Origin of the sequence: Vibrio quintilis, from assembly GCF_024529975.1 — a bacterium.
Classification (GTDB): Bacteria; Pseudomonadota; Gammaproteobacteria; order Enterobacterales; family Vibrionaceae; genus Vibrio; species Vibrio quintilis.
This window is the reverse complement of sequence record NZ_AP024897.1, coordinates 2,757,283-2,774,324: the sequence shown is the minus strand read 5'-3', so window position 1 is coordinate 2,774,324 and position 17,042 is coordinate 2,757,283. Positions and strand designations below refer to the sequence as shown.

General features: G+C 42.4%; 16 protein-coding genes. 8 read left to right on the top strand and 8 right to left on the bottom strand.

The genetic code is table 11. The annotated features are described in order from the left end of the window. Positions 1-35: 35 nt before the first annotated feature. The 3 genes from OC443_RS12690 to OC443_RS12680 form a co-directional block, all read right to left on the bottom strand. Complete coding sequence (locus OC443_RS12690; protein WP_073585431.1) at positions 36-893, bottom strand: co-chaperone YbbN; 858 nt, start codon at positions 891-893, stop codon at positions 36-38. Positions 894-1,455: 562 nt separating this feature from the next. After that, a complete protein-coding gene (locus tag OC443_RS12685) occupies positions 1,456-2,283 on the bottom strand; it encodes an SDR family oxidoreductase (protein ID WP_073585430.1) in 828 nt (275 codons plus the stop codon). 22 nt (positions 2,284-2,305) lie between these two features. Then, the gene (locus tag OC443_RS12680) at positions 2,306-3,220 is read right to left on the bottom strand and encodes a TIGR01777 family oxidoreductase (RefSeq protein ID WP_073585429.1); all 915 of its coding nucleotides are present in this window, start codon (positions 3,218-3,220) and stop codon (positions 2,306-2,308) included. A 184-nt stretch (positions 3,221-3,404) separates the two neighbouring features. Here OC443_RS12680 and OC443_RS12675 point away from each other — a divergent pair, with 184 nt between their 5' ends. The 5 genes from OC443_RS12675 to yfcE are packed head-to-tail and all read left to right on the top strand — an operon-like array spanning position 3,405 to position 6,256. After that, a complete protein-coding gene (locus OC443_RS12675) occupies positions 3,405-4,139 on the top strand; it encodes a DUF1538 domain-containing protein (protein ID WP_073585428.1) in 735 nt (244 codons plus the stop codon). Next, positions 4,136-4,927: a DUF1538 domain-containing protein gene (locus OC443_RS12670; RefSeq protein ID WP_073585427.1), complete on the top strand. Its 792-nt coding sequence runs from the start codon at positions 4,136-4,138 to the stop codon at positions 4,925-4,927. The genes OC443_RS12675 and OC443_RS12670 overlap by 4 nt, the downstream gene beginning before the upstream one ends. After that, positions 4,917-5,267: a P-II family nitrogen regulator gene (locus OC443_RS12665; RefSeq protein WP_073585426.1), complete on the top strand. Its 351-nt coding sequence runs from the start codon at positions 4,917-4,919 to the stop codon at positions 5,265-5,267. Before OC443_RS12670 ends, OC443_RS12665 begins: the two co-directional genes overlap by 11 nt. Beyond that, a complete protein-coding gene (locus tag OC443_RS12660) occupies positions 5,264-5,671 on the top strand; it encodes a CBS domain-containing protein (RefSeq protein WP_073585425.1) in 408 nt (135 codons plus the stop codon). Before OC443_RS12665 ends, OC443_RS12660 begins: the two co-directional genes overlap by 4 nt. Positions 5,672-5,704: 33 nt before the next feature. Beyond that, positions 5,705-6,256 carry a phosphodiesterase gene (gene yfcE / locus OC443_RS12655; protein WP_073585466.1) on the top strand — a complete coding sequence of 184 codons (552 nt, stop codon included), beginning with the start codon at positions 5,705-5,707 and terminating at the stop codon, positions 6,254-6,256. Between the two features lie 71 nt (positions 6,257-6,327). Here yfcE and OC443_RS12650 read toward each other — a convergent pair whose 3' ends face one another. Both OC443_RS12650 and OC443_RS12645 read right to left on the bottom strand, forming a co-directional pair. Beyond that, positions 6,328-6,858: a regulatory protein ToxS gene (locus OC443_RS12650; protein ID WP_073585424.1), complete on the bottom strand. Its 531-nt coding sequence runs from the start codon at positions 6,856-6,858 to the stop codon at positions 6,328-6,330. Further along, a complete protein-coding gene (locus OC443_RS12645; protein ID WP_073585423.1) occupies positions 6,849-7,748 on the bottom strand; it encodes a winged helix-turn-helix domain-containing protein in 900 nt (299 codons plus the stop codon). Before OC443_RS12645 ends, OC443_RS12650 begins: the two co-directional genes overlap by 10 nt. 270 nt (positions 7,749-8,018) lie before the next feature. On the opposite strand from OC443_RS12645, the gene htpG reads away from it, so the two are divergent. From htpG to hemH, 3 genes are all read left to right on the top strand, one after another. Next, positions 8,019-9,923, top strand: a complete 1,905-nt coding sequence (htpG, locus tag OC443_RS12640) for a molecular chaperone HtpG (protein WP_073585422.1) — start codon at positions 8,019-8,021, stop codon at positions 9,921-9,923. 329 nt (positions 9,924-10,252) lie between these two features. Continuing rightward, complete coding sequence (gene adk, locus OC443_RS12635) at positions 10,253-10,900, top strand: adenylate kinase (RefSeq protein WP_073585421.1); 648 nt, start codon at positions 10,253-10,255, stop codon at positions 10,898-10,900. A gap of 124 nt (positions 10,901-11,024) precedes the next feature. Further along, positions 11,025-11,996, top strand: a complete 972-nt coding sequence (hemH, locus tag OC443_RS12630; RefSeq protein ID WP_073585420.1) for a ferrochelatase — start codon at positions 11,025-11,027, stop codon at positions 11,994-11,996. A gap of 65 nt (positions 11,997-12,061) precedes the next feature. Here the strand turns inward: hemH and OC443_RS12625 are convergent, their stop codons facing one another. The 3 genes from OC443_RS12625 to nagC all read right to left on the bottom strand — a co-directional run bounded on the left by OC443_RS12625 (position 12,062) and on the right by nagC (position 16,935). Beyond that, positions 12,062-13,444, bottom strand: a complete 1,383-nt coding sequence (locus tag OC443_RS12625; RefSeq protein WP_073585419.1) for a peptide MFS transporter — start codon at positions 13,442-13,444, stop codon at positions 12,062-12,064. Positions 13,445-13,793: 349 nt separating this feature from the next. Continuing rightward, positions 13,794-15,458, bottom strand: coding sequence for an asparagine synthase B (asnB, locus tag OC443_RS12620; protein WP_073585418.1), 1,665 nt, complete (start codon positions 15,456-15,458; stop codon positions 13,794-13,796). A gap of 262 nt (positions 15,459-15,720) precedes the next feature. Then, positions 15,721-16,935, bottom strand: a complete 1,215-nt coding sequence (nagC, locus tag OC443_RS12615) for a DNA-binding transcriptional regulator NagC (protein ID WP_073585417.1) — start codon at positions 16,933-16,935, stop codon at positions 15,721-15,723. Between the last annotated feature and the right edge of the window lie 107 nt (positions 16,936-17,042).

The window sequence follows — 17,042 nt, the reverse complement described above, 5'->3', positions numbered from 1 at the left end:
GGCGTTGTCATTCCTTTCTTGTTGTTTTCCCGGTATCAGTACAACAGGGAATACAACTGACGACGATACTGACTGGCCAGTGGGTGACCTTGTCCCAATGAGCTCAGAATGTCCATAAATGTTTTTTTCATATCTCCGTCAAGGATATTGAGATCAGATTTCAGGAAAGACCAGAGGATTTCTAAAGCTTCTTCATCCCGGTTGACTTCATGGTATTGAGCCGCGAGTTCGCTGGCCAGTTTCGGGTTATCCTGATTGTTACTGAATTCGGCTTCAAGTGCTATCAGTTCAGGGCTGTTGGCTGCCTGCTGATGAAGTTCCAGTTTAGCGATTAAGCTTTTGTAATAATTATCCTGATATTCTAACGGGATATGCTGCAGGGCGGTTTCTGCACTATCAAACTGTTTGGTTTCCAGCAGGCAGTGGGCCAGCGCCAGCTTTGTTTCAGGTTTATTTTGAAAATCTTCGGCTAAAGCCTGTAAGAGAGATAAAGCCTGGGAATATTCTTCCTGCTGAATGAGCTCTGAAGCCTGAATAAGATTCATCTCATCCTGACTTGGCAGATGCTTACTCAACATTGTTTTGACAGCATCGACAGACTGTGGGCCACTCAGACCGTCAACCGGCTGGCCTTGTGAAAATAAAGCAAAGGTCGGGATGGTTTGTACACCAAATTGCATTGCAATATTCTGTTCCTGCTGGCAATTGAGTAAAGCCAGCGTAAATGCGCCCTGATATTGTTGAGCCAACTCCTGGAGTGACTGAACAAAGTTAGCACTCGCTTCATCCATCGGTGCCCAGAAGTAAAATAGAACAGGATGCTGTAATGATTTTTCAAGTACTTCTCTTATGTTCTGTTGAGATACTTCGACGCTGTTTGATGGCGTTTGCATATTTGACCTTCCTGATTTCAACACGATTTTTTGGTAACCGGATTTACTCCGCATTTATCCTATGCAGTTTGCTGCATTTTTACCAGATATCTTGGGCAGCAACTTTGAGAAAGGATACTCAACCGTAAATATGGGCGTGTGTGGTAAATATCAAGCAGTCAGAAAGCCATTTTGAAAATGGCTTTCACTGAGATTTCAGAAACTCAGGTCGTAATTAAGATGATGAGGACAACAAAAATACTAAGCCAGTTTAATTGATTTAAACTCATTCCATCATTCCGGGTCGTTCAGTACATCGTTTAAATATATGATTCTGATCACCTATTGTGACGTAGTGATGACATTGACCTGAATTTATTTTAAACCATATCCTCCCGGGTATTTTCAGGCGGTTTGAATTATACCCAAGTGACCTCAATTCTCGCCCTTCGGGAGTTCATCAACAGGTTCATTTCTGCGTCAAACAACCTCGAAAGGCGTCATCATTCCTTCGGTTATTTTCCTTGAACTGAACCTGTTGCTGAAGCGCTGAATCCTGCATTTTGAGGTATGAAAAATGCATTCAAACGGCTTTGTTCAAAATGGTGTCAAGCCATCTGCCGGGAAGAATTCGTTTCAGAATGGCAAAAACCTGAGTTGGCCTTGTGATTCGGTACCTGAGCTTTGGTGACGCGTTTTCCAGGCAGTGGAATATCGCGGGCAGGCAAGCTTCCGGAGGAAGCGAATACGGGGTGTTTGATTTTTCTTTACTCAGTCTCTCTACCTGCTGCTGATAACGGGTTGCATGAATACTTTTATCCGGTTCGACCCAACGGAGAAAAGCAGCCAGCGCGTTATCCCTGAATCGGGTTTCAATCGGACCGGGCTCTAATAAGCTGACACAAATACCTGTTTCCTGCAGCTCAAGCCTGAGTGTATCTGTCCAGCCTTCAATTGCGAATTTGGAAGCATTATAGGCTCCCCGGTATTTCATGGCGGCAAAACCCAGAACAGAGCTGTTTTGAATAATTCTGCCGGTACCGCGTTGTCTGAAATGAGGAATAAGCTTTGTGGTTAAGTCATGCCAGCCAAAAAAATTAGTCTCAAACTGCTCTTTTATTGCGGCTGTGGGTAGATCTTCTAATGCGCCAGGCAGACCATAGGCGCCGTTATTGAACAAAGCGTAGAGATTATTATTGGTCATTTCCAGCACCTGCCTGATAGCACTGTCAACCTGATCTGGCTGGGTCACATCCAGCTGAATACATTGAAGCCCCTCAGACTGTAATCGTTCGACATCTTCTTTTTTCCTGCATGATGCAATGACAAAATACCCGCGTTCGTGAAGCGCATGTGCTGTAATGTAACCTATGCCTGAAGAGCAACCTGTGATAAGAATACTTTTTGTCATCGTCTCTCCTGAATAGAGCAGTTTATGATTGTAAGATTTGTTTGAGTGCAGATTCTATATGAGGAAAATGAAACTCAAACCCCAGCTCCGTTAATTTTTTTGGTTTCGCCCGGATGCTGTCGAGAAGGAGTGCAGATGCTTCTCCCATTAATAACTGAATGGTCCATTTGGGAATGAACAGAAAATGCGGCCGGTGTAATGTACCGGCCAGTGCCCGGCTGAATTTTTTACCGGATACCGGATGCGGTGCACACAGGTTAAAAGGCCCCTGTGCATAATTGGTTTCAAGTAAGAAGAGAATGCCACGAATCATATCACTCATATGAATCCATGGAATGTATTGGTGACCGTTGCCGATTGGTCCTCCGAGCCCTAAGCGATATGGCGGAAGCATTTTTTGCAGTGCGCCGCCATTTTTTGACAGGACTACACCGGTTCTCAGCAGACACACCCGGGTTAAATCAGACTCGGCTCTCATGGCAATTTCTTCCCATTTAGAACAGACCTGATGTGAAAATTCTCCGTGATAGACGTTGAGTTCTTCATCAATTGGATGACTTTGTTGATCACCATAGAATCCAACCGCCGAGGCACTAATGAAAATACCGGGCGGAGATGCACTGGCGTGAAACAGTGATACAATTTTTTCAGTGATCTCCCAGCGGCTCTGACAAATAATTTCTTTTTGCTTTTTTGTCCAGCGCTTATCAGCGATGGGTTCTCCGGCAAGATTGATGACCGCATCAAACGGATTCAGATCATGGTAATCATCAAGAGATTCAATACATTCGATCATGTAGGTGCTCAAATGATTGAGTTTTTGACCGGTTCTTTCTTTTGAACGGGTCAGTACGACAATATCATGATCCCGGGCAGCCATTTGCTTGACCAGCTCAGAGCCTATGAAACCAGAACCTCCGGTTATTAATACTCTCATCTTCATCTCACCTGTATGCGTTGATGGGGTATTGATCTATATAAGAATAAATGACATATGTTGACGAGCCAATCCCCATTTTTTGTGATTAATCTTGGGTTTTTATCCTTTGCCTGTACAAAATAGCACTGAATATATGATTCGTCTGTCATGATGAAAGTTATATTTTCTGCTGAGGGGTAAGATGAAAGCATTGATTGCGTTACTGAAAGTGATGCTGGGAAGTTTCAGAGACTTACTGCCGATTATTCTGGTAATTGCTTTTTTTCAGCTGGTGATTTTACAGAAGCCGCTTCCGGATATGATGTCTGTATTGTCCGGTCTTATTCTGGTTGTTCTCGGATTGACCTTTTTTATTTTCGGACTGGAAATGGGATTGTTTCCTATTGGTGAGAGTATGGCTCAGGCATTTGCCCGAAAAGGGAATGTATGGTGGCTGTTAACTTTTGCATTCTGCCTGGGATTTGGAACGACAATTGCGGAACCGGCTTTAACGGCTGTTGCTTCGGAAGCTGCTCAGGTTGCAGCAAATGGTGGCGTGATTAGTACATCAAAAGATGCGATGGCACATTACGCGGTGAGTTTACGGCTAACAGTCGCGCTTTCGGTTGGCTTCGCCATTGTATTAGGGGTTTTCCGGATCCTGAAAGGATGGCCGATTCATTTAATGATTATTGCAGGCTATATCGGTGTCGTTGTCCTGACTTTATTTGCCCCGGATACCATTATCGGTATTGCTTATGACTCAGGTGGCGTGACAACCTCAACAATTACAGTTCCGCTGGTGACCGCGCTGGGAGTCGGTTTAGCGTCTTCAATTAAAGGACGAAACCCAATGCTGGATGGTTTTGGCCTGATTGCTTTTGCTTCTTTGTTGCCCATGATGTTTGTGATGATTTTTGGGATGGTGATGGCATGAATGAAGTTTATCATTTATTTCAGGTGCTCTATTCGACAATCAAGGATGTCTTGCCGATTGCGAGTATCTTATTTGTCTTTCAGTATGTCATTCTGCGTAAGCCAGTGAGCCGGTTATCGCATGTTTTACTTGGGTTTGGATATGTGATTCTCGGGTTGGCTCTTTTTCTGATGGGGCTGGATTTAGCGTTATTTCCTTTAGGTGAAATGATGGCTAAGCAGCTAACTGCGCCTTCCTTTTTATCATCCGTACAGATTGTCAGTGAGCCCTATCACTGGCTGAATTATTATTGGGTCTATCTGTTTGCATTCTGTATTGGGTTCAGTACCACGATTGCAGAACCATCCTTGCTGGCCGTTGCTATCAAAGCGAATCAGGTTTCGGCAGGGGCGATTAGTGTCACGGGTCTTCGGGTCGCTGTTGCTCTGGGGGTTGCGATTGGTATTACGCTGGGCTGTTACCGGATTGTCGTAGGAGACCCGATTCATTACTATATTATTGTCGGCTATGTCATTGTGGTTATTCAGACATTTTATGCACCAAAAATCGTTGTGCCTCTGGCCTATGATTCTGGTGGTGTGACGACATCTACAGTCACAGTGCCTGTGGTGGCTGCCCTTGGGTTAGGTTTAGCATCAACCGTGCCGGGAAGAAGTCCGTTAATTGATGGTTTTGGTCTCATTGCATTTGCGAGTCTGTTCCCGATAATTTCTGTGATGGGGTATGCTCAGATAACGCAATGGCTGAGCCGGAGAAATGCTTGTATGGAGAAAGACGATGCGCTTTAAATTGATTATTGCTTTTGTTGAAGATAGTAAAACAGAAAAGGTCGTTGATGCTGCCAGGCAAGCAGGAGCAACGGGTGTTACTGTCATTAATAATGCCAGAGGAGAAGGGTTGAATCAGAAAAAAACCTTTTTTGGTCTCACTCTTGATGTGCAAAAAGATGTGGCGATTTTTGTTGTAGAAGAACATTTATCGAGACATATACTTGAAACGATTAACGATGTTGGTGAGTTTGAGACTGAATCAGGTCAGGGGATAGCAATTCAGATTGATATTGAAGATGCGGTTGGCGTATCACATCAGGTTGAAACACTAACGAAGTATGTTGAGGATGAACTATGAGTCAATATGATCGCGTTAAAGTCCGGGATGTCATGGCAAATACTTATGCGGTTGTGGATGGTTTGACAACCGTTTATGAAGCCATTCAGCTTGCTAAAGAGAAACAAATAAAAGCACTGATAGTCGCGAAACGACATGATGATGATGAATTTGGCATTGTATTAATGAATGATATTGCTAAAAAAGTGTTGGCGAATAATCGTTCCTTAGAAAGAACCAATATTTATGAAATTATGACCAAGCCTGCATTAGGTGTTGAACCTGAGATGAAAGTGAAAAACTGTGCCCGTCTTTTTGAACGTTTTGGGATCAGCCGGGCTCCTGTGATAGAAAATGGTCAGGTCATTGGTATGGTCAGTTATAACAATATGGTTGTGAATGGCTTATTGAGTGATACAGAATAACTTTTTTTGATTCAGTTATATTGGGAGATATTGATGAAGCTGATGTTTGCATCAGATATACATGGTTCGTTACCTGCGGCAGAAAAAGTGATTGAGCTATATCAGTCTTCCGGTGCAGAAGGACTGATACTGCTGGGGGATTTACTGAATCATGGGCCCAGAAATCCGCTCCCGGACGGATATTTTCCGGCGCAGGTTGCAGAAATTCTGAATCCATATGCAAAAGAGATTATTGCGGTTCGGGGAAACTGTGACAGTGAAGTGGACCAAATGCTGTTAGATTTTCCGATGATGAGTGACTTTTCCTGGGTCATGCTTGAAAGTGGTCAGCGGTTATTTTTGACCCATGGTCATATTTATAACCAGGCAAATTTACCGCCCCTTGCCAAAGGTGATGTTCTGATTCACGGGCATACTCATATCCCTGTTGCACAGTCGTGCGGTGAGTATTATTGGTTTAATCCCGGATCGGTTACCTTTCCCCGGGAGGGTTTCCCTCCGGGTTATGGTCTTTATGAGTCAGATTGCCTGAAAGTTCTGAGTCTGGACGGCGACGATGTCGGGACGGTTTGTCTTGGGGTATAAGATACGTCAAGGTCTTATTCAGGCAAGTCAGCGAAGACACATGATTGTGTCTTCGCTGAAAAAGATATGATTCAGTTAGTAAATAATATGGTTGAATCGTGATTCAGGTTGGCAAGTAACAACGTGTTTTTGTTGATGACATCAATACGCTTACTCTGCTGGGCATCCATCTTGAAAAACTGTTTGATAAGGTTCAGTTGTTCCGGAGTAAAGTCTTTACTTTGGCTATCAGAGACATCTTTAAATTCAGTCGGAGAAAGCAACAGGTAGTTTTCACTCAGCTTCCAGTCTCCGGACTCGGAAATATCAATCGTGCTTTCCGGCAGACTTTTACCTGCATACAGCTGTACAACAGATACCCGGATATAAGTGCCATTCGGTAAATACTTCACATTTGAGGTGACATCGACACGTCTTAATGGTCCGACAGCAGATTCTTTATTTGAATGTTCAATTAGCCTGACAATTTTAGATTGCCATTCTCTGGATATCAGAAGTTGCTTGAGCTTTAAATCACTTCCCCAGTACAGCCAAATACTAAATAAAGCGGAAATAAACAGAATCATCGTAGCAACTCGTAAGTTGATTTTATTTAACGACATATCTGGGCTGAGTCCTCTTGATCTGTACCAATCGTTAACGTGATGTTGTGATCACTGTATTCGACCGGATAAATATAATTGAGAACGAGCTTATTCCCTTGACCACCCGTTGCGATAATCTGGCTTGGTTGTATCTGTTGTTTATGTGATTTCTGATACTTCTTCACACACTGTTCAATTGAAGGAATCCAGGCAGATAAATCCGGATGATTTGTAGGCATGTTGATCGAAATACCATTAACAACCGCAAGATGCCGGAAAGTTGAATACCGTGGTCCATTATAGAAAACGGCGATGAGTGGAATGATGACTGCCAGAAAAAGAACCAGCTTTGTCGTGAGTGCCATTTTCCCTGGCTGCTGGCTTGTTTTTTGTCGTTCAGTTACTTCAGGTGATCCTGATGAGACCATATTGATATGTTCAGGATTATCAAGAGCTGCAACCCCATCCTGAAGATGCAAAGGCTCGGCAACGCTGACATCCTCCGGGACAATCGTCTGCTCTTCTTCGGTCGTCAGTGATTCACCGGGTGAAGACTTAGTTTCAGGAATAAGCTGAACATCAGCAATAAGCTGATAACCCCGTTTAGGAACCGTTTTGATATAACGCGGTGACTTTGTCGAATCTTTCAGCATTTTTCTTAAGGTGGAAATTGCTTGTGTGAGGCTGGAATCATCAACCTCAAAGCCTTGTTTTCTCCATACAAAATCGTGAAGTTCATTCCGCTGAATCACTTCATTCGGATGTTGAGCCAACATAAGCAGAATCCTGCTTTCATTCGTGCCTAATCTGATGACTTCGTCTTCATTCTCTTGGTCTGTTAATGAATTATTATTAGGGACGAAAGTAAAGCGTTCCGCCAGGATGAATTTTGCGCTTATTGGATTCATCAATATCTTCTTTGGTTGTTACATTGAAAGCTGATGGTTTTTGATATTCTCTTAGATGTAATGTTAAGAGCTGGTTAATAAAGCCTGTATTTTGAGAACCTTTGAGATTTATGCTGTTCAGCATAATAAATTTTTAGTAAAAAAAAAAACTGTTTTTAGCATCATAACCTTGAAATCAGTTGCTCCACCCTCATTTTACTAGCAAGTTATGCTATTTGTACACCTTATGCATTGGTGCGAATTAATAAATAATTCATCATGGAGCTAATAATGAGTGAAACTGCAACGAAAAATAAAGAAACACGTGGTTTTCAATCTGAAGTAAAACAGTTACTTCATTTAATGATTCATTCTCTTTACTCGAATAAAGAGATTTTTTTACGTGAATTGATTTCGAATGCATCTGATGCTGCAGACAAACTCCGCTTTCAAGCATTATCAAACCCGGATCTGTATCAGGGCGATGCAGATTTAGCCGTTAAGTTAACCTTCGATGCGGAAGCGAATACACTGACGGTTTCTGATAATGGGGTCGGAATGAGTCGTGAGTCGGTTATTGAAAATCTGGGAACTATCGCTAAATCCGGAACGAAAGAGTTTTTTGCAAATTTATCTGATGATCAGGTGAAAGACTCTCAGTTAATCGGACAATTTGGTGTTGGTTTTTATTCTGCATTTATTGTTGCCGATTCAGTCACCGTTCGCACCCGCAGTGTGGATGCTTCTGTAGAAGAAGGCGTGCAGTGGCAGTCTCATGGAGAAGGTGATTACACTCTGGAGACAGTTCACAAAGAAACCCGCGGGACTGATATTGTCCTTCATATGAAAGAAGAAGGAAAAGAGTTTCTTTCTGAGTGGCGTTTGAAAGAGCTGGTTTCTAAATACTCAGATCATATTGGGATTCCGGTTTATATCCTTGTTAAAAAGAAAGACGAGGAAGGAAAGGAAACCGACGAGACTGAATGGGACAAAATCAATAAAGCAGAAGCGTTATGGACCCGTTCAAAATCTGATATTTCCGAAGAAGAATATCAGGAATTTTATAAACATGTTTCACATGACTTCTCCGATCCACTGGTTTGGAGTCATAACAAGGTTGAAGGTAAAAATGATTATACAAGTTTGTTGTATATCCCTTCTAAAGCGCCCTGGGACATGATGAATCGCGATCACAAACGTGGTCTGAAGCTTTATGTTCAGCGTGTCTTTATTATGGATGATGCCGAACAGTTCATGCCTTCTTATCTTCGTTTTGTCAAAGGCTTGATTGATTCCAATGATTTGCCTTTGAATGTATCCCGTGAAATTCTTCAGGATAATAAGGTCACGCAATCATTACGTAGTGCCTGTACCAAACGGGTTTTGACCATGCTGGAACGTATGGCAAACAGCGATGAAGAAAAATATCAGAGTTTTTGGAAAGAGTTTGGTCTGGTGATGAAGGAAGGTCCGGCTGAGGACTTCTCAAACAAAGAAAAAGTGGCCGGATTATTACGGTTTGCTTCGTCTCATACAGACAGTGCTGAGCAGAATGTCAGTCTGACATCTTACGTTGAACGGATGAAAGAAGGGCAGGATAAGATTTATTATCTGACGGCAGATAGCTATGCTGCGGCGAAAAATAGTCCGCACCTGGAGCAATTCAGGTCGAAAGGGATTGAAGTCATCCTGATGTATGACCGCATTGATGAATGGTTAATGAATTACCTGACAGAATTTGATGGTAAGTCATTCCAGTCTATTACTAAAGCCGGACTGGACTTAAGTCAGTTTGAAGATGAAGCTGAAAAAGAAAAGCACAAAGAAGCTGAAGAAGCATTCAAATCTGTTGTCGAGAGAACAAAATCTTATTTGGGCGATCGGGTCAAAGAAGTCCGTACAACTTTCAAACTGGCTTCAACACCAGCAGTTGTAGTAACAGATGACAATGAAATTGGTACACAAATGGCTAAGTTACTTGAAGCGGCTGGTCAGGCTGCACCGGATGTGAAATATATTCTGGAATTAAACCCTGATCATCAACTGGTTCAAAAAATGGCTGACGAACCTGATGAAGAAGTCTTTGGACGTTGGGTTGAAATGTTGCTGGGACAAGCCATGCTTGCAGAGCGTGGGGCGATGGAAGATCCAGCGCAGTTCCTGACCGCAATTAATCAGCTTTTAGCGAAAAACTAAGTTTTTTCAAATTGAGGACCCGCTTTTGCGGGTTCTTTTATTCATTGATTTTAAATCATTTCCATGAGTTTTCACGGTTTAGCATTTAGTAAAAGAACCGCTGTTTAAACCGGTTTTATCATAAAAGAGATTTGTTTTTATGTTATTCTTCCGGGCTTGAATCTCAGCCAGAAGGCGTGTATTTTGCTCGCCTGCCGTATCGCTGATGGACAGATATACGGCTCGTTGTATAAAAATTATTATACCGAAACTTATCGTGTGAACAGCTTACCAGTATGGACAGACTGTGAGCTTCGGTATAAATCGTTCTATTCTTAAGAGGATTAATCATGCGCATCATTCTTTTGGGTGCTCCAGGGGCAGGAAAAGGAACACAAGCACAATTCATCATGGAAAAGTATGGCATTCCACAAATTTCCACTGGTGATATGCTGCGTGCCGCAATTAAGGCAGGTACTGAACTTGGTAAGCAGGCTAAAGCAGTTATCGATGCTGGTCAGTTGGTTTCAGATGATATTATTTTAGGCTTAATTAAAGAAAGAATTGCTCAACCAGATTGTGAAAAAGGCTTTTTACTTGATGGATTTCCGAGAACAATTCCTCAGGCTGATGGTCTGAAGGAAATGGGAATTGCTGTTGATTACGTGATTGAGTTTGATGTTGCTGATGATGTTATCGTTGAACGTATGGCTGGTCGTCGTGCTCACCTTGCATCAGGCCGTACTTATCATGTTGTCTATAATCCGCCTAAAGTTGAAGGTAAAGATGATATCACGGGTGAAGAGCTGGTTGTTCGTGATGATGATAAAGAAGAAACGGTTCGTTCCCGTCTGAAAGTTTATCATGATCAAACTGCGCCATTAATTGATTACTATGGTCAGGAAGCGTCTGCCGGACGTACGACATACCTGAAATTTGATGGCACAAAACAGGTTGCAGATGTCAGTGCAGATATTGAAACTGCACTGAGCCGTTAATATAGATTAACGGATCTTATTGTTTTGATGAGAAAGCGACTCCGGAGAGGCGCTTTTTTTTCATTCAGATTCAGGGCATGATGGCGTTTTTTTACGAACGATGCAAAGAGGATTGAGAACACCGATGAAAAATAACAGGCAAGGTATTTTATTAGTCAATCTGGGAACGCCCGAAGCGCCAACAGCATCTGCCGTAAAGCGCTTCTTAAGTGAATTTTTACATGATCACCGGGTTGTTGATCTGAACCGGTGGGTATGGTGTCCGGTATTACATGGAATTATCCTGCCCCGTCGTTCACCCAAAGTCGCGAAGTTATATCAGTCGATATGGATGGAAGGGGGGTCACCGTTAATGGTTTTTTCCCGCTCGCAGACTGAGAAATTACAGAAGCGGGCTGGTGTACCTGTTGCCTTGGGTATGACGTATGGTTCTCCTTCTGTTCAGGATGGGGTGAACTCCCTGATCAGTCAGGGAGTAACTGAGATCACTGTGCTTCCTTTGTATCCTCAGTACTCAGGGACAACCACCGCAAGTGTATTTGATCGTGTCTCTCAGGCTATGCGTTCTCTGGAAGTGACTCCGGGGTTACATTTTATCAGCCATTATTTCGACTCTTCAGCCTATATTCATGCACTGGCCTCAAAGGTCAGAGAATCATGGCAGCGCCATGGTAAAGGTGATTATCTGTTATGTTCATATCACGGCATTCCTCAGCGTTATGCGGATAATGGTGATATTTATCCTCAGCATTGTGAGTCAACAACCCGGTTGTTAGCGGAAGCATTAGATTTGAACGAGCAACAAATTGGTATGAGCTATCAGTCCCGGTTTGGCAAGGAAGAGTGGTTACAACCTTATACGGATAAAACGTTGGAACAACTGCCCGGAAAAGGCATTAGAAACATCGATATTATTGCGCCGGCATTTTCGGTTGACTGTTTAGAAACGCTGGAAGAAATTTCGGTAGAATGTCGCCAGATTTTTGAAGAAGCCGGTGGGAAAACCTTTACTTATATTCCTTGCCTGAATGATGACGATCAACATATTGAGATGATGTGTCAGGTCTCTGGTATTACGGGCAGCGGCGAAAATTAAAAAGGCATCGTTCATTGATCGGATGCCTTTTCTGAAATCTTGAGTTGATTTAAACCGAAGAAAGTTTATGCAGGGGCTTCTTCCGGTGTTGCATTGCTTAAATATGCTGGCTGTTCCGCACCGTGCATCCACTGAATCAGTTGTGATGAGAATAGCAGTAGTATCAGACCTGATATTGTGGCTGTCACGGCAATACCGCCAAAAATAGCGAGTGCGCCCAATTCTCCGACATGTGCGCCAATTAATCCGGCGACATAATTTGCTATTGCATTAAATCCAAACCAGACGCCCATCATCAGTGAAGCCAGACGAAGCGGAGCGAGTTTAGTCACCATAGATAAACCGATAGGGGATAAGCATAGCTCGCCGATTGTATGAAAGAAGAAGGCACCGACCAGCCAAAGCATCGATGTTTTCACCGCTGTATCGCCTCCTTGTTCCAGTGCTGCACCAACCATACATAAAAAACCGATAGCCAGAAAAAATAAACCAAATGCAAATTTAACCGGAGAATTTGGCTCCCGCTTACCTAATTTAATCCATAGTGCAGCTAATACCGGCGCAAGTGTAATGATAAAAAATGGATTTAAAGACTGGAACCACGCTGCCGGAATTTCAAAATCACCCAGCATTCGATCAGTATAATTCTGAGTATAGATATTCATCAGACCGCCTGCCTGTTCGAATCCAGCCCAGAATACAACAACAAATAACCCCATGATCAGAATGACTTTCAATCGATCAATCTCTTTTTTACTCAGAGGTTGTTTAGTCGCCGCATGTTTGCTGTGCATATCCCGGGTTGCAGCAGGTACCAGACCAATATCTCCCAGTAGCGACTTAGCAAAAACGATCTGAATAATAATACTGATAACCATACCAGTACCGGCAGCAACAAATCCGGCTTTCCAGCCAAAGCTATCGGTGACAGAACCAGAAATTACCCCGGCAATAAGTGCACCCAGGTTGATACCCATGTAGAAAATGGTGAAAGCACCGTCACGACGATGATCTCCTTCTTCATATAGATCACCAACCATTGTTGAAATATTGGGTTTAAATAATCCGTTCCCTGCAATTAATAAAGCCAGTCCGAGATAAAATGAGTGTGCTGTATCTAAGCCCAGATACTGGTGAGGAAGTGCCAGTGTAAATTGCCCTAATGCCATTAAAGCTCCGCCGGCAAGAATGGATTTTCGCTGACCGAAATAATTATCTGCCAGCCAACCGCCGATCAGCGGTGTAATGTAAACAAGACCGGTATAAATTCCGTATAAATCTAATGCTTCTTTTGTTGTCCAGCCCAAACCGCCATGTAAGGTTGTATCTGTGAGATATAAAACAAGAATGGCACGCATTGCGTAATAAGAGAATCGTTCCCATAGCTCTGTACCAAAGAGCAGGAATAAGCCTTTGGGATGACCAAAAAGCTGATGTTGGTTTGTCATATATTCTGTCTGTGATTTGTGTATAAGATGTTTATTTTACTTTAATAATGTGTGTTGGGTAAATGTGTTGATTTTTGATCAAAATCAAGATTATTGTGTTTTTGGTTAATATCTGGCTTTTTCTTAGCCTATTTTACTGGTTATTGATTATTATATGAGATTAAGTTCTGTTTAATTATTCTTGAGCTGAATTGTTATCTGTTTTTTAGTGATTAATTTGAGATAAAATTTTGTTTGGTGTGCCGATTTGTTGAAAATAAAAAAGGGACACAATTTCTTGTGTCCCTTTCATCATCTATCTTTATGTGTTTAACCCGCGGCATTTCGTGAATGCCGGGGGAAAACGAATTTAATAGGCGTCGTTGTGAACCGTTTGTACTGCACGGCCTGACGGGTCAATACAGTTTTTGAATGATTCATCCCACTCAACAGCTTTTGCCGAAGAACAGGCCACTGACGGACCTCCCGGTACACATTTGACCGCTGATTCTAATGGGAACAGCTCTTCAAAAATCTCCCGGTACACATAACCTTCTTTAGTTGCTGGAGTATTGTAAGGGAAACGGTATTGTGCTGTTTCCATCTGCTGATCCGTGATTTTTTCTTCCGCAACAGATTTTAATGTGTCAATCCAGCCATAGCCAACACCATCAGAGAATTGTTCTTTTTGGCGCCATGCAATTGAATCTGGTAGATAATGCTCAAAACATTCGCGCAAAATGTGTTTTTCCATTTTGCCGTTGCCACACATTTTATCAGCAGGGTTCAGGCGCATCGCAACATCAATAAACTCTTTATCCAGGAATGGTACCCGGCCTTCAACACCCCAGGCAGCCAGAGACTTATTCGCCCGGGCACAATCAAACATATTCAGTGCAAGCAGCTTGCGAACGGTTTCTTCATGGAATTCCTGTGCATTTGGTGCTTTATGGAAATACAGATATCCACCAAAGATTTCATCAGCACCTTCTCCGGAAAGTACCATTTTTATACCCATTGCTTTGATTTTCCGACCCATCAAAAACATTGGTGTTGAGGCACGGATTGTCGTGACATCGTATGTTTCAATGTGATAGATAACATCTCTGATCGCATCCAGTCCTTCCTGGATTGTGTATGTCATTTCATGGTGTACGGTGCCGATTTTCTCTGCGACTTCTTTAGCCGCTTTCAGGTCGGGTGCCCCTTCAAGGCCAATAGCAAATGAGTGAAGCTGTGGCCACCATGCAGTTGATTGATCATTGTCTTCAACACGCAGTGCGGCATATTTTTTTGCGACAGCGGACGTAATCGAAGAATCGAGTCCGCCGGACAGCAGCACACCGTAGGGTACATCAGTCATTAGCTGTCGTTTCACTGCGGCTTCCAGTGCCTGAGTTAATTCTTCTTTGGATGTAGTATTGCCTTTGATAGCATTATATTCGTTCCAGTCCCGGACATAATATCTGACCGGACTCTCATCTGATGAGCTGTAATAACAGCCCGGAGGGAATTCACTGATTGTCTTACATACAGGAACTAATGCTTTCATTTCAGAAGCAACATAATAGTTACCATGCTCATCCAGTCCCTGATAAAGCGGAATTATTCCAATGTGATCCCGGCCAACAAGATAGATATCTTTCTCTTCATCATAAAGAATGAATGCAAAAATCCCATTGAGTTCTTCAAGGAGTTCGACGCCAAGATCCTGATATAAAGCCAGAATAACTTCACAGTCTGAATCAGTTTGGAAATCATATTTACCTTCATAGCGAGCGCGCAGCTCTTTATGGTTATAGATTTCTCCATTAACGGCCAGTATGTGTTTTTTATCGGGGCTGTAGATTGGTTGAGCACCGCTGTTCAGGCCAACAATTGCAAGTCTTTCGTGAGCCAGAATTGCTTTATCAGAAGCGTAAATACCTGACCAGTCAGGTCCACGGTGACGAAGTTTTTTAGACATTTCAAGCGCAACAGGACGAAGTTTTGTTGCATCACTTTTTATATCCAGAATACCGAAAACAGAACACATACTCATTCCTTAATAAAATTTTTATTTGAGGTTAATTTGCCAGTATTTCTTAAAAAAACAACCCATTTTTAATTGTTTTAATAAAAAAAGCCACCAAGCATTAAATATTATTTAATTTATCATCTGATTATTAAAATTTATTCGGATGCTGGCGTGTTTTTATGCGAATCATGGCAAATAATCTGCAATGACATGAAAAATGGATCAGTATGCGAAAACGGCTAACGCTATAAAAAGCCATGACCTTTTATAGCATTCAGCACTATTTCTCGAGTAACTTCTGGAGAAGAACACCGTTTAGCATTGCTCGCTTGATCATCGCAAAAGCAGCAATTGTTGGCTGTTTGTATACCTGGGAAGCAACAATAGGTAATTTTTGATGGAAGGCTTTTAAAGATTGGTTTTGCACGTTTCTTTCGATAGCCGGAAAAATCAATTCCTGAGCTGTGGTCACTTGTCCTGCGATAACAATTTTCTGTGGATTAAACAGATTCACAGTAATGGCGACAGCTTTACCTAAATAATTGCCAACCTTAATGAGTGTTTGCCGGGCGAGTTCGTCTCCCTGATTTGCATGGGTACAGATGTCTTCAATCGTGATGTTATGCAATTCATTCAGTGTAGATTGATATCCCTGACTTAATAAATGTTTAACTCTTTTGACGATCGCTGGATTTGACGCCACAGTTTCCAGGCAACCAAAATTACCACACTGACATTGGGAGCCCAGCGGGTCGATCTGAATGTGACCAATTTCACCGACATTTCGGTTATAACCCAGAAAAATCCGGCCATTTACTATCATACCGGCACCGGTCCCGCGTCCGACACTGATCAGAATTGAGTCCTGACAATCCTGACTGGCTCCAAGATAATGTTCTGCCAGGGCTAAGCCCCGGATATCGTTACCGATAAAACATTCAACGCCGAAATGTTCTTTAATGATGTCTCCCAGTGACAGAGCGTCTATGTCAACGTTATGCATATATTCAACCACCCCGGTTTCAGGATTGACCAAGCCGGGAAGAACAACACCAATCGCAATAAATTGTTCAATTAAAAGCTTTTTGTCATCAATAAAACGTTGAATATAATGAATCAGACCATCGAGAAGTTCTCTTTGGTGCTGATAGTCAAACTCATGATATTCAGATGTGAGCTCTTGTCCGCTTAAGTCATATAAACTGATCTGGATGTAGTCACGTCCCAAACGGACTGCAACAGAATGGAAGGGAACGACTTCGGTTTCAAGTGAAATTGCTCTTCGGCCACCGGTTGATGCCTGTTGGGCAACTTCTTTAATTAATCCTTTTTCGAGCAGCTGCCGGGTTATTTTCGTCACACTTGCAGGAGCTAACTGACTGATTTCCGCGACCTGAATACGGGAAATCGGACCTTGCTGGTCAATGAGTCGATACACGGCCGCGCTATTGAGCTGTTTGACTAAATCTACATTACCTTTTTGCGTATCATTCATGACTAATTTTGTCCGTCTTTTTTGTATTTTTTACTGCCACTCATTATATAAAGAGAATGTATCACAAAACAGAGAATCGGGTCATTCACCGTTTTTTTAGTGAAATC